The sequence below is a fragment of the Mesorhizobium sp. M0500 genome (assembly GCF_040321165.1).
Taxonomy (GTDB): Bacteria; Pseudomonadota; Alphaproteobacteria; order Rhizobiales; family Rhizobiaceae; genus Mesorhizobium.
The window spans coordinates 393,627-406,316 of sequence record NZ_JAMYRB010000001.1; the positions used below are offsets into that span (position 1 = coordinate 393,627).

Consider the following 12,690-nt stretch of genomic DNA (forward strand, 5'->3'; position numbering starts at 1 on the left):
GAGGGGGACGACGGTCAATCCTTGGCCAGACGGTATTCGCCGGTCTTCGGGTCCTTGACCAATGTTCCCATTGTACCGTTGGCGGCTTGCTTTTCGGTACGCCGCACCTTGGCGGTCACACGCTCGGCTTCCCTGACGAAGGAGCGGTAGCCGAAATAGGCGGCAATGCCGACGACGGCGAAGAAAATGATCTGCGGCATGTCAAACTCCTCCCTCGCAAGGCCGGCAAGGCGGCCGGTCGGGTCGGTTGATGATTTATGCTAGACGCTTTCACCAGCTTTTCAAAGCCCGAAGCGCGCCCACAGCGCGCGCTCTTCCGCCGCATCGATGACGCCGCTTGCCGCGGCGGCGGCGATATCGGGCGCCGAAAAGCTCGAGCCGAACAGGCCGAAGCGGCCGAACAGGCCGCGCGGTGCGGTGATCAGCTTGAGCTGGGTTTTCGGCCCGAAACGGCTCTTCAGCACGCTGCGCATGTCGCCGAGCGCATCGACCAGCCCGAGCTCTAGCCCTTTTTTGGCCGTCCAGAACAGGCCAGTGAACAGGTCGGGATCGTCCTTGAGCTTGCTGCCGCGCCTGTCCTTGACGAGGTCGATGAAGGTCTCGTGGACCTCGAGCTGCAGCGCCTTCAGGCGCTCGACGTCTTCCTTCTTTTCCGGCTTGAACGGGTCGAGCACCGCCTTGTTCTGGCCGGCGGTGTGGACGCGGCGCTCGACACCGATCTTCTTCAACAGCTCCGGAAAGCCGAACGAGGCCGACACCACGCCGATCGAGCCGACGATGGAGGACGGGTCGGCAAAGATCTCGTCGCCGGCGACCGCGATCATGTAGCCACCCGATGCCGCCACGTCCTCGACGAAAACCAGGACTTTCTTGTTCTTCTCGCTCGCCAGGTCGCGGATGCGCCTGAAGATCAGCCGCGACTGCACCGGCGAGCCACCTGGCGAATTGATCGAGATGGCGACCGCCGGCGCGTCGAAGGAAAACAGCTTTTCGAGAAGGCCGGCGGTGGAAGCGAGCGACAGGCTCGGCCGGAACTGGCCGCCGCCGGGCATGATCGTGCCGTGCAGCCGGATGACCGGAATGGTGACGACGGTGGAGCGCCAGGACTTCGGCAGCAGGCGGTTGAAAAGGCGTTTCACGAGGGGGCTGTCTCCGGTCGATCTGCTTGAGGCATGTAGGAATTCGCCGGCCAACGGCAATGCCGTCACCCCGGCAATCAAAATGGATCAGTCTCCGAACAGCGACGCCAGCCCGTTATTGATCAGCTCCGCCCGTTCCGAGGGGCCATTGCCTGAATAGGCATGCAGCATCAGCGGCGGCCGGATCGACAGTTTGCCGCGTGCGCCGAGAATTGCCCGGACGACGATGCGGATCGCTGCCGCCTCGGGGCGAGGGTGGACGGCCAGCATCTCGGCGTCGCCGAAGCGGCCGGCAATGGCATCGAGGATGGCGCCGAGCTGTTCCGGCCGGGCGATGACGGCCAGCCCGCCGCCCGGCCTGACCACTGCGGCCGCGCTGCGGACCCAGCTGTCGAACAATCCATCCTCCGAGACATGCGCGGCCTTTCTCAGCGGATCGGGCGTCGCGCGATCCTCGGCGGCATTGAACGGCGGGTTCATGACGACGAAATCGAAGCTGTTGTCCTCGAGGCCGGCGGCCGCTCGCGCCCGGCCCGACAGCGCGACATCGGCGACAAGCACCGAGGCGCGGTCGCTGAGATGCGCATTGCCGGGATGGGCAAGCGTGGTGGTGGCGAAGGCCGCCATTTCCGGGGAACGCTCGACAAGCACGGCCTCTGCAGCGGGGCAGCGCGACAGGACCGCCAGGCCGGCGGCACCGGCACCCGCGCCAAAGTCGGCAAGCCGCCCGGCGAACGAGGACGGCACGGCAGCCGCCAGCATCATCGCATCCATGCCGGCGCGGTGGCCCGCCTTTCTCGGCTGCACCAGCCAGAAGCGACCGCGATGGAAGGCATCGACCGTATGAGCCGGCATGTCCGGGACAAGGGCAGCGGGCGACGCGGACATTATTTTTGGCGGATCTCGTTGGCGATGCCGGCATCCGTCAGGATGCGCCGTGCAGCATCGGCCTTGTCGGCGTCCACCATGACACGGCGGGGCAGGATGCCGATCGAGCCGTCGAGGACGCTCATATTCTGGTCGGCGACGAAACAGCCGATGCCGGCATCGCGCATCAGCGATTCGACAAACGAAATGATGACGGCGTCGTTGGTGCGGATGAGCTCTATCATCGGATTAGGGCCATGATCTATCGATATGGTCGAAATGGCGCCTGAAACGGCAAGAAGATGCGAGGAGAAGCGCGAAGGTCGGGGTCTTTCCCCCGGCCGAGCGGTTCGACGACGCAGCTTGCAGCCGTTTCGGCGTCCGGAGGATGTGGTCCATCTGCCCGGCTACTTTGTCGCGAAGGACTTGAAAGCCGAATGGCTTCCTGCGCCTTCGCTCCGCGTATCCGGACAGATGGCCTCACACCATTTCGATCATATCGATAGATCATGGCCCTAAACTCGCAGTTTGCGGCGTTGATGTAAACGTAGGCGTGATCATGTACCAGAGCCGGCGCGCCAATTCGCCTCTTGCCGCGCCGGTGGGTGACACCCTAGAGTCTGTCCAGGGACCATGTTGCCGTCGTGCATATCGAGGTTGGGAGTTTTGCCGTGGGTGTCGTTCTCAACATTGAAAACGGGAAGCGCGAAGCCGCCTCGATAAAGGACCTCATCGACCTGACCGCGGCCGACATGGGGCGCGTCAACAAATTGATCCTGTCGAAGGCCGGCTCCGATGTCGAGATGATTCCGGAGATAGCCAACCATCTGATCTCGTCGGGCGGCAAACGGCTGCGGCCGATGCTGACGCTCGCCGCCGCCCAGATGTTCGGCTATTCCGGCGACGGCCATGTCAAGCTCGCCACATCGGTCGAATTCATGCATACCGCGACACTTCTCCACGACGACGTCGTCGACGAAAGCGGCATGCGGCGCGGCAAGAAGACGGCGCGTATGATCTGGGGCAACCAGGCCAGTGTTCTGGTCGGTGATTTCCTGCTCGGCCAAGCCTTTCGCATGATGGTCGATGTCGGCTCGCTTGAAGCGCTCGATATCCTGTCGAGCGCGGCCTCGGTCATCGCCGAAGGCGAGGTGATGCAGCTCGCTGCCGCAAAAAACCTCGAGACCACCGAGGATGAGCATTTCGCGGTGATCAAGGCCAAGACCGCGGCGCTGTTTTCGGCCGCCGCCGAGGTCGGCCCCGTCATCGCTCAGGCGACGCGCAATGATCGCGCAGCACTCCGCTCCTACGGCATGAATCTCGGCCTTGCCTTCCAGCTGATCGATGACGCGCTGGATTACGGCGGCACCAGCAAGGACCTCGGCAAGAATGTCGGCGACGATTTCCGCGAGGGCAAGGTCACGCTGCCGGTGATCCTCGCCTATCGGCGCGGCACCAAGGCCGAGCGCAGCTTCTGGAAACGCGCCATCGAGGACAATGCCGCCGACGATGCCGGGCTGGAGAAGGCCATCGGCCTGATGCTCCGCCACGGCGCAATTGCCGACACCATCGGGCGCGCCCGCCATTTCGGCGAGATCGCCCGCGACGCGCTGGCGCCGCTCGAGGCGACGCCGCAGAAATCGGCGCTGATCGACGTCATCGATTTCTGCATCAGCCGGGTGAATTGAGAGGCATCGGCGGCCCGCGCTTGTTCTCATCGAGCCTTTGCCGGAAGAACCATTGCTGCCAGCAGGCTAACGACAATGCCCGCCGCCGCGAGCCAGAAGGCGACCTGGATGCCGTCGGCGACGGCAATTTTCAACGCATTGCCGGACAATTCGCCGATTTGGTTGTTCGCAATCGCAATCAGCACGGCCATGCCGATGGCGTTGCCGACATTGAGCGTCGTCGAAGCCATCCCCGAGGCGACGCCTTGCTGGTCATGGGCAACGCCGGAAGCGGCGGCAATCCACATTGCGGTCCAGACGATGCCTTGTCCGACGCCGGAGACGATCAGGCCGGGTACGAGGGACAGATAGCTGCTGTCGGCAGTCGCGCCTGATACCATCAATGCTGTGCCGACCGCGCCGACGATCATGCCGCCGACCAGGGTGCTGCGCGTCGAAAAGCGCGTTGCCAGACGCTCGCCGGCTTGCGTACCGGTGGCGATGGCGACCGACGGCACGAGAAAGGCGAGGCCCGTCTGCAAGGCGGTGAAGCCGTGCACGTTCTGCAGCAGCACGGTGAGGAAGTAGGGCAGCGCGCCGAAAGTGGCCATGTAGAGGAAGGTTATCGTCATGCCGGCGACAAGGCTGCGGTTGTAAAACAGGCGCAGCGGCATCAGCGGATCGGCGCTGTTGGCCTCGATCACGGTGAAGGCGATCAGGAAGAATGCCGCCAGTGCCGCGCTGGCGATGATTGCGCCAGAGCCCCAGCCATATTCAGGTCCCTGAACCAGGGTGAAGACAAGCAGCGTCGCGCCGGCGGTGACGGTCAGTGCGCCGGGCAGATCGAAGCTGCGGTGCTCGTGCCGCTTGCGATCGCGCGGGATGATGGCGAAAGCCGCGATGATGGCGATCCCGGCCAGCAGCACGTTGACGTAGAAGACCGACGGCCAGCCGAAGGCGCTGGTCAGAAACCCGCCGGCAAGCGAACCGAGCGTCAGGCCGCTGGCGCCCGCGCCGCCCCAGACGGCGAGCGCCCGGTTGCGTTCCGGCCCTTCGGCGAACAGGCGGTTGATCAGCGACAGCGTCGCCGGAAACAGGAACGCGGCGCCGATGCCTTGCACGGCGCGTGCCGCGATGATGATTTCCGGCGACCAGGCCAGGCCACCGACGAGGGACGAAAGTGCGTAGAGCCAGAGCGCGAAGATGAAGACGCGGCGCTGGCCGATCAGGTCGGCGGCCCGGCCGCCGAACAGCAGGAAGCCGCCGGTGAACACGGTGTAGGCGCTGACCACCCACTGCAGGGTCTGGCCTGAAAATCCGAGGCCGGCGCCGATCTCCGGCAGCGCCACGAAGACGATGTTGAGGTCGAGCGAGATGATGAGCTGCGCGAAGGCGAGGAGCGCCAGCGTTGCGCCATGTTTCGCCCTGCTTGCTCCCTGCGTTATCGCCCCGAGCGGCGCGCCTTGATCGAGTGAACTCATGCCGGACTCCTTGTCGACAATTATTTAATGATCGACAAAGAATTGAGATTTGCAATCCGAAGTCAAGCGGATTATTTGTTGATCGACAAAAATTGGAGGTCGCAATGGCGGGAAGGCCAAGGGAGTTCGACCGCGACCAGGCGCTGGAGAAAGCCCGGGACGCTTTCTGGAGGCGCGGCTACGAGGGCACCTCGATGGCCGATCTCGTATCGGCGCTTGGTCTCGCATCGGCGCGCATCTATGCCGCCTTCGGCTCGAAGGAGGATCTGTTTCGCGAAGCGGTGGCGCTTTACGAGGCCAATGAGGGCGGCTTTGCCACGCGCGCGCTAGAGGAAGAACCAAATGTCCGGCGCGTCATCGAGCGCATGCTTCGCGACGCCGTAGAAATTTATACGAGGCCGGGGCGGCCGCAGGGCTGCATGGTGGTGACGGCCGCCACCAATTGCGCCGTCGAAAATGACGCCGTGCTGCAATGGCTGGCGGAGCATCGGCTGGCGCGTACCGCATCGATCGTCGAGCGATTGAAAAAGGCCGTGCGCGATGGCGAATTGAAGCCGGATACCGATGCCGAGACGCTGGGTGACTATTACGCCACGCTGATGCACGGCCTTTCGGTCCAGGCACGCGACGGTGTGCCGAAAAAGCGGCTGCACGATCTTGTCACCGTCGCCATGCAGGCGCTCGACGCAAGCCTTTCGCAAGCGTCCTGAGTTTTCAGGGCCGTGACGCCGGTTTCCCATTGCCGGAGTGTCGCAATGCGGTCGTGCGACCTCTTTCGGCATGGTTTATTAATTGCTTGACCCGATTGTGAATTCGGGCCGGGTTGAAGCACGACCCCAAAAAGGCCATGCTTTACCTGTAAAGATCGAGTCTACGGCGATCCCGCTGACGCGGAGATGGCGTTTGGCTGAAAGGGATATGATGCGGCAAGGATATGCGCGCTGGCTGACGGGGCTGGCAATCGCGACGGGCATGGCGATTTCGGCTTTGCCGGCGCATGCCAAACAGACCGCCGAGCCGGTCAGGATCACATCCTTCTCGGGGGCCTATCTCGCCGCCAGGATTGCCGACGGCGACAACGACCTCGACAGTGCCATCTCCTATTACAAGCAGGCGCTTGCGTTCGATCCGAACGATACGGGACTGCAGCAGAGTCTGATGCTGTCGCTGATCGCGCAGGGGCGCTTCGACGAATCCCTGGTCTATGCCGACAAGCTCAAGGCGGTTCCCGACGTCGAGCGCTTCTCGCGCCTGGCGCTGGCCATCGATTCCTTCCACAAGAAGGATTTCTCCAAGGCCGAATACTGGCTCAAGCTGTCGCTCGAATCCGATCTCGACCGGCTGATCTCCGGCGTCATGACCGGCTGGGCCAAGCAGGGTGCGGGTGACGCCGGCGAGGCCATGGCTTCCATCGACAAGCTGCAAGGCCCCGACTGGTTCAGCCTGTTCAAGTCCTTCCACCGTGCCTTGATTGCCGACGCCTCCGGCCTGCCCGACAGGGCGGATGCGCTCTACACCGCCACCGTGCAGGACACGGCGGCAGGCGGTGCGGCCCCAGAAACATGGATGCGCAACGCGCAGGCCTACGCCTCTTTCCTCGCCCGCAAAGGCGACAAGGCCAAGGCGCTGTCGGTGCTCGACAAGGCCGAGGCGTTCGCCCCCGGCAAGGTCGAGATTGCGGCCCTTCGCGACAAGATCAACAAGGGCGAAAAGATCGAGCCCTTCGTTGCCGGTCCGTCGGACGGCGCCTCGGAAATCCTGCTCGATCTCGCCACCGCGCTCAACCGCGGCGGCGGCGAGCCATTCGTGCGGCTTTATCTGCAATATGCCCTGGCGCTGCGGCCCGACAACGACGCGGCGCTCGTTCAGCTTGCCGCCGTTGCCGAGCAGTTGAAAGATGGCGAGGGCGCCATCGCGCTCTATCGCCGCATTCCCGCCGGCTCGCCGCTGAAGGAGCTTTCGGACCTGCAGCTTGGCCTCAACCTTGCCGATCTCGACCGCAACGATGAGGCGATCGCTCACCTCAAGGCCATCGTCGATGCGCATCCCGACGACATGCGCGCCTATCTGGCGCTCGGCGGCGTCTATTCCTCGAAGGAGGATTTCCGCTCCGCCGCCAATCTTTACGACAAGGCAGTCGAGGTGCTGAAGACGCCGACCGCCGCCAACTGGAACATTTTCTACCAGCGCGGCATCGCCTATGAGCGACTGAAGGAATGGCCGAAGGCCGAGCCGAATTTCCGCAAGGCGCTGGAGCTCTACCCCGACCAGCCGCAGGTTCTGAACTATCTCGGCTATTCCTGGGTCGACAAGAACATGAACCTCAAGGAAGGCCTCGCGATGATCCAGAAGGCCGTCGACCTGAGGCCGAGCGACGGCTACATCGTCGATTCGCTGGGCTGGGCCTATTACCGCCTTGGCCAGTTCGACGATGCGGTGCGCGAAATGGAACGCGCCGTTTCGTTGAAGCCGGAGGATCCGGTGCTCAACGATCACCTCGGCGACGTCTACTGGCGCGTCGGCCGCAAGCTGGAAGCCACCTTCCAGTGGAACCAGGCCCGCGACCTGAAGCCGGACCCGGACGTGCTTGCCGCCTTGCAGCAAAAGCTGATGAAAGGCCTGCCGCCGATCGAATCCAACACGGCGCAGGAAACCCCGAACGTAAAGCCCGTGCCGGCGCCCGCGCCGAAGGGGTGATCAATCGCTGCAGGTTTGCGCCGCCCCTCATCGCCCTGCCGGGCACTTCTCCCCGTATGGTGACGGGGAGAAGGACGCCTTCGCAAAGGATTTCGCCAATCTCCAGCGTTGCAGAACGAGTACCGAGGTCGCGGCCAGCCCCTTCTCCCCGTCACTATACGGGGAGAAGATGCCGGCAGGCAGATGAGGGGCGGCGCCGAGATCGATAACTGGTCTGAAGTGATTGCCCGAAGGGGTAACCTGTCGCCTTGACGCTCGGAGGTCGGGCATCTACGAGGTGCCGCATCCCCGCCGGAGGCCGCCGTGACCGTTGATATCCCTGCCCACATGCACCCCAGCCGCTCGTTCCAGGGGCTGATCCTGACCTTGCATAACTACTGGGCGGACTATGGCTGCGTCGTCCTCCAGCCTTACGACATGGAAGTCGGCGCCGGCACCTTCCATCCGGCAACGACGTTGCGCGCGCTCGGCCCAAAACGCTGGAACGCGGCCTATGTCCAGCCCTCGCGCCGCCCCAAGGACGGCCGCTATGGCGAGAACCCGAACCGGCTGCAGCACTATTACCAATACCAGGTGATCCTGAAGCCCAATCCACCCAATCTGCAGGAGCTTTACCTCGGCTCGCTGGCCGCGATCGGCATCGATCCGCTGCTGCATGACATCCGCTTCGTCGAGGACGACTGGGAAAGCCCGACGCTCGGCGCCTGGGGGCTGGGCTGGGAGTGCTGGTGCGACGGCATGGAGGTCTCGCAGTTCACCTATTTCCAGCAGGTCTGCGGCATCGAATGCGCACCGGTGGCGGGCGAGCTCACTTACGGGCTGGAACGGCTGGCCATGTATGTGCAGGGCGTCGACAATGTCTACGACCTCAACTTCAACGGTCGTGAAGGCGCCGACAAGGTGACCTACGGCGACGTCTTCCTGCAGGCCGAGCAGGAATATTCGCGCCATAATTTCGAATTTGCCAACACCGCGATGTTGCTGCGCCATTTCGAAGACGCCGAAGCCGAGTGCAAGGCGTTGCTACAAGCCGGCGCGCCCATCTTCCCCCTTGAGGGGGAGCCCGCGAAGCGGGCAGAGGGGGTCGCCTCAGAAGGCACCGCAGGTCAGGCGTCGAGCACTGCACGAGCGACCCCTCCCGGCCAGACCTTGTCTGGCCACTCTCCCCTCAAGGGGGAGGGATACCACCGCATGGTCTTCCCAGCCTACGACCAGTGCATCAAGGCCAGCCACGTCTTCAACCTGCTCGACGCACGCGGCGTCATTTCGGTCACCGAGCGCCAGAGTTACATCTTGCGGGTGCGCAATCTGGCCAAAGCCTGCGGCGAGGCGTTTCTGCTGACGCAGGCGGGCGGGCTGGCGGCCTAGCTCAAGGCGAATTCGGCAGGAGTGCTGATTTGTAACGCACCCTGGCCGCTGGAGCCGGCCATTGTCCGCAGCGCTTGCCTGACGCCGGGCATCGAGAACGTGCCATGAGCCTGCGCCGCGAAACAGGCGCTGAGCGCGAGGATCTGCAGGAATGTCGATGCCGTTTTCATGGTCGTTCAGCCAATAGCTCTCTGCCTGAGCGTTGGTCGCTTCAGCGCTGCGTTCGGTTCATGGAAATCTTTGCTCCAAGGACGGGCGGACCGGCTCGTGTCCGACAGGCGGCTGAATTTTTCCGGAAATCGCCGTTAGATGTCCCGATCACGCAGGCTCGATCTTGCGGGAAGGGTGACAGCGGCCGGCCGAGTTGCTATGCCCCGCCCGGATCATTTGCCGTGAGCACAATCAATGCCCGACCTGCTTTTAGAACTCCGTTCGGAAGAGATTCCCGCCCGCATGCAGCGCAAGGCTGCCGGCGATCTCAGGAAGCTGCTGACCGACGGGCTGGTCGACGCCGGGCTGACCTATGAGGCGGCGCGCGAATATTGGACGCCGCGCCGGTTGACGCTCGACATTCGCGGTCTGACCGCGCGCTCGAAGGACATCAGCGAGGAAATCAAGGGGCCCTCGACCAAGGCGCCGGAGCCGGCGGTGCAGGGCTTTCTGCGCAAGGCCGGCCTTGCCTCGATTGCCGAGGCGCATGTTCATTCCGATCCGAAGAAGGGCGACTTCTATGTCGCCCATATTTCCAGGCCGGGCAGGCCGGCGGAGCAGATCATCGCCGAGCTGGTGCCGGGCATCATCCGAAACTTCCCCTGGCCGAAATCGATGCGCTGGGGGCCGGCTTCGGCCAAGCCCGGCTCGCTGCGCTGGGTGCGGCCGCTGCAATCGACCCTGTGCACCTTCGGCCCAGAAACCGAGGAGCCGGTGGTGGTCGATTTCGAGATCGACGGCATCCGCTCCGGCAATATCACCTACGGCCACCGTTTCCATGCGCCGGGCGCCATCACGGTGCGCCGCTTCGACGATTATGTCGCCAAGCTTGAGGCGGCCAAGGTCGTGCTCGATGCCGACAGGCGCAAGGAGATCATTCTTGCCGATGCCAGGAACCTCGCCTTCGCCAGCGGGCTCGACCTCGTCGAGGACGAGGGGCTGCTGGAGGAAGTGTCGGGCCTGGTCGAATGGCCCGTCGTGCTGATGGGCGAATTCGAACAGGATTTTCTCGCCATTCCGGCCGAGGTGATCCGACTCACCATCCGCGCCAACCAGAAGTGTTTTGTGACGCGGCCACATGGCGCGGGCGAAGAGCTTTCCAACCGCTTTATCCTGACCGCCAACATCGAGGCCAAGGATGGCGGCAAGGAGATCGCCCACGGCAATGGCAAGGTGGTGCGCGCGCGCCTGTCCGACGCGCTCTATTTCTGGAAAACCGACCAGGGCGACTTGCCGGATCTCGACCAGCTGCAGGCATCGGCGCAAAAGTTCGGACTTGATCTCAAAAAACCGCTCGATCAGCGCATGGCCCGCCTCGACCATCTCAATGTGACGTTTCATGCCAAGCTCGGCACGCAAGGCGAGCGGGTGGAGCGGATTGCCAGGCTGGCCGAAGAACTGGCACCGATCGTGGCGCAGTCCATCTCCCCCCTTGAGGGGGAGATGGCCGGCAGGCCAGAGGGGGTCGCTTCGCGTGAAGCGCCGGCATCCTCTGTCCGCGATAGGGCGTGGCGTCAGGACGTGCCGACCCCCTCTGTCGCCTTCGGCGACATCTCCCCCTCAAGGGGGGAGATTACCGCGCTCGCACGTCGTGCTGCCGTCCTCGCCAAGGCCGATCTCACCACCGAGGTGGTCGGCGAATTCCCCGAGCTGCAAGGCGCCATGGGCCGCAAATACGCGCTGCTGCAGGGCGAGCATCCTTCCGTCGCCGCGGCGATCGAGGAACACTACAAGCCGCAAGGCCCGTCCGATCGCGTGCCGACCGATCCGGTTTCGGTGGCCGTGGCGCTTGCCGACAAGCTCGACACGCTGGTCGGGTTTTGGGCCATTGATGAAAAGCCGACCGGATCGAAAGATCCCTATGCGCTGCGGAGGGCGGCGCTAGGCGTTGTGAGGATTTTGGTCGAGAATGGGGTAAGACTGCCACTCCAGCGCCAGTTCTTAAACTCGCTGTTCGGGCTTACCTTCAATCGCGGCAATCGGTTTTCGGTGGTCTGGCGAGCGGACGACGAGGGCGATTTCACTACTGGCGTTGGATCAGCCGACGATTTGATCAGTGAACGGACAGGTTCGCTGTCCTCGGAAATACGCGGCCTCGAATTACCGGACCGTTCCGCGTCTGAGATAATTGCCGACCTCCTGTCCTTCTTCCACGATCGCCTGAAAGTCTATCTCCGCGATCAGGGCGCGCGGCATGACCTGATCGACGCGGTGTTGGCGGCGGGTTCGCGCCCAATCTCCCCCCTTGAGGGGGAGATGTCGGCGCAGCCGACAGAGGGGGGCGCTGTCCCGCCGGCCTCTCGGCGCGAGGCACCCCCCTCTGCCCTGCCGGGCATCTCCCCCTCAAGGGGGGAGATTGGCCAGAACGACGATCTCCTTCAAATCGTCCGCCGCGTCGAAGCGCTCGGTTCCTTCCTCGACACCGAGGACGGCAAGAACCTGCTTGCCGGCACCAAGCGCGCGGCCAACATCGTGGCTGCCGAGGAGAAGAAGAAAACGACGATCGCCGACCATGTTGAGCCGGCTCTGTTCCGGGAGGACGCCGAAAAAACCTTGTTCGCCGCGGTGAATCAGGCCGAGAGGCAAGCCGGCGAAGCAATTCAAAACGAAGACTTTTCCGCCGCCATGCTGGCGCTTAGCGTGTTGCGCGAGCCGGTTGATTCATTCTTTGAGAAAGTCCTCGTAAACGACCAGGACCAGGCCGTGCGCGCCAATCGCCTGGCGTTGCTCGCCCGCATCCGCGCGGCGACCGACCGGGTCGCGGATTTCTCCAAGATAGCCGGCTGACGTCCGCGAAGAGATCTTCGCTTATGCTTCAGGCGCTATTTGGGCTGGTCGGGAGCTGCTAGCGGCGCAGGCTGCGGCGCGGCCGGCTCAGGGGTTTTGCTGGCGACCTTTGGGTCGGCTTTGCTGTCTGCGGCGGGCGCGGCAGCGGTGGCCGGCGCGGCTTTGGGCGCGGGTGTTGCAAAGGCATCGCCGACGATACCGCCGCGAATGATCATCGGGCTTCCGGTGAAGCCATGGCTCGGCTGGCTCGGGATTGCCGCGACCTTTTCATCGGTGACGTTTTCATTGACGTCAGGCAACTTCTCGCCGAGCGCGACGATCGACGGTGTTTTCGCCCGCTCGAGCACGCCGGCACTTACCACCGAAGGCGTCGCCGTCGTTTGCCCGAGAAAAACCAGCGACGAGGCCTGTGCCGTGCCGGCCATAAACGCCAAACCAAGCGCTCCAAGGATACGCATCGAAAGCATGATAATT

Annotated in this window: 12 protein-coding genes; 5 read left to right on the forward strand and 7 right to left on the reverse strand. The window is 63.7% G+C overall.

All coding sequences use genetic code 11. From position 1 onward, the window contains the following. Positions 1-14: 14 nt before the first annotated feature. From NKI70_RS01955 to NKI70_RS01970, 4 genes are all read right to left on the reverse strand, one after another. A complete protein-coding gene (locus NKI70_RS01955; protein ID WP_023674078.1) occupies positions 15-200 on the reverse strand; it encodes a membrane protein in 186 nt (61 codons plus the stop codon). Positions 201-281: 81 nt separating this feature from the next. After that, a complete protein-coding gene (locus NKI70_RS01960; RefSeq protein ID WP_352456850.1) occupies positions 282-1,139 on the reverse strand; it encodes a S49 family peptidase in 858 nt (285 codons plus the stop codon). Positions 1,140-1,226: 87 nt separating this feature from the next. Further along, positions 1,227-2,027, reverse strand: coding sequence for a tRNA1(Val) (adenine(37)-N6)-methyltransferase (locus tag NKI70_RS01965; protein WP_352724053.1), 801 nt, complete (start codon positions 2,025-2,027; stop codon positions 1,227-1,229). Then, positions 2,027-2,251: a putative signal transducing protein gene (locus NKI70_RS01970; protein ID WP_023674082.1), complete on the reverse strand. Its 225-nt coding sequence runs from the start codon at positions 2,249-2,251 to the stop codon at positions 2,027-2,029. The genes NKI70_RS01965 and NKI70_RS01970 overlap by 1 nt, the downstream gene beginning before the upstream one ends. A gap of 426 nt (positions 2,252-2,677) precedes the next feature. Between NKI70_RS01970 and NKI70_RS01975 the strand changes: the two genes are divergently transcribed. Further along, the gene (locus tag NKI70_RS01975; protein ID WP_292663011.1) at positions 2,678-3,694 is read left to right on the forward strand and encodes a polyprenyl synthetase family protein; all 1,017 of its coding nucleotides are present in this window, start codon (positions 2,678-2,680) and stop codon (positions 3,692-3,694) included. A 26-nt stretch (positions 3,695-3,720) separates the two neighbouring features. Here NKI70_RS01975 and NKI70_RS01980 read toward each other — a convergent pair whose 3' ends face one another. Further along, complete coding sequence (locus NKI70_RS01980; protein ID WP_352700339.1) at positions 3,721-5,154, reverse strand: MFS transporter; 1,434 nt, start codon at positions 5,152-5,154, stop codon at positions 3,721-3,723. A 104-nt stretch (positions 5,155-5,258) separates the two neighbouring features. On the opposite strand from NKI70_RS01980, the gene NKI70_RS01985 reads away from it, so the two are divergent. From NKI70_RS01985 to NKI70_RS01995, 3 genes are all read left to right on the forward strand, one after another. Continuing rightward, on the forward strand, positions 5,259-5,864 hold the full coding sequence (locus tag NKI70_RS01985; RefSeq protein WP_352571415.1) for a TetR/AcrR family transcriptional regulator: 606 nt from the start codon (positions 5,259-5,261) through the stop codon (positions 5,862-5,864). A gap of 211 nt (positions 5,865-6,075) precedes the next feature. Next, positions 6,076-7,851 carry a tetratricopeptide repeat protein gene (locus NKI70_RS01990; protein WP_031211039.1) on the forward strand — a complete coding sequence of 592 codons (1,776 nt, stop codon included), beginning with the start codon at positions 6,076-6,078 and terminating at the stop codon, positions 7,849-7,851. A gap of 303 nt (positions 7,852-8,154) precedes the next feature. Further along, on the forward strand, positions 8,155-9,219 hold the full coding sequence (locus NKI70_RS01995; protein ID WP_352724056.1) for a glycine--tRNA ligase subunit alpha: 1,065 nt from the start codon (positions 8,155-8,157) through the stop codon (positions 9,217-9,219). Here the strand turns inward: NKI70_RS01995 and NKI70_RS02000 are convergent. Beyond that, the gene (locus NKI70_RS02000) at positions 9,216-9,389 is read right to left on the reverse strand and encodes a hypothetical protein (protein WP_352724058.1); all 174 of its coding nucleotides are present in this window, start codon (positions 9,387-9,389) and stop codon (positions 9,216-9,218) included. The two genes, NKI70_RS01995 and NKI70_RS02000, sit on opposite strands and share 4 nt — an antisense overlap. A 235-nt stretch (positions 9,390-9,624) precedes the next feature. Here NKI70_RS02000 and glyS point away from each other — a divergent pair, with 235 nt between their 5' ends. Next, entirely contained in the window at positions 9,625-12,216 is a 2,592-nt protein-coding gene (gene glyS / locus NKI70_RS02005) for a glycine--tRNA ligase subunit beta (RefSeq protein ID WP_352724061.1), read from the forward strand. Between the two features lie 35 nt (positions 12,217-12,251). On the opposite strand, the gene NKI70_RS02010 is transcribed toward glyS, so the two are convergent. Continuing rightward, positions 12,252-12,683 (reverse strand): hypothetical protein, encoded by a 432-nt coding sequence (locus tag NKI70_RS02010; protein ID WP_352724064.1) that lies wholly within the window; start codon positions 12,681-12,683, stop codon positions 12,252-12,254. Positions 12,684-12,690 lie beyond the last annotated feature (7 nt).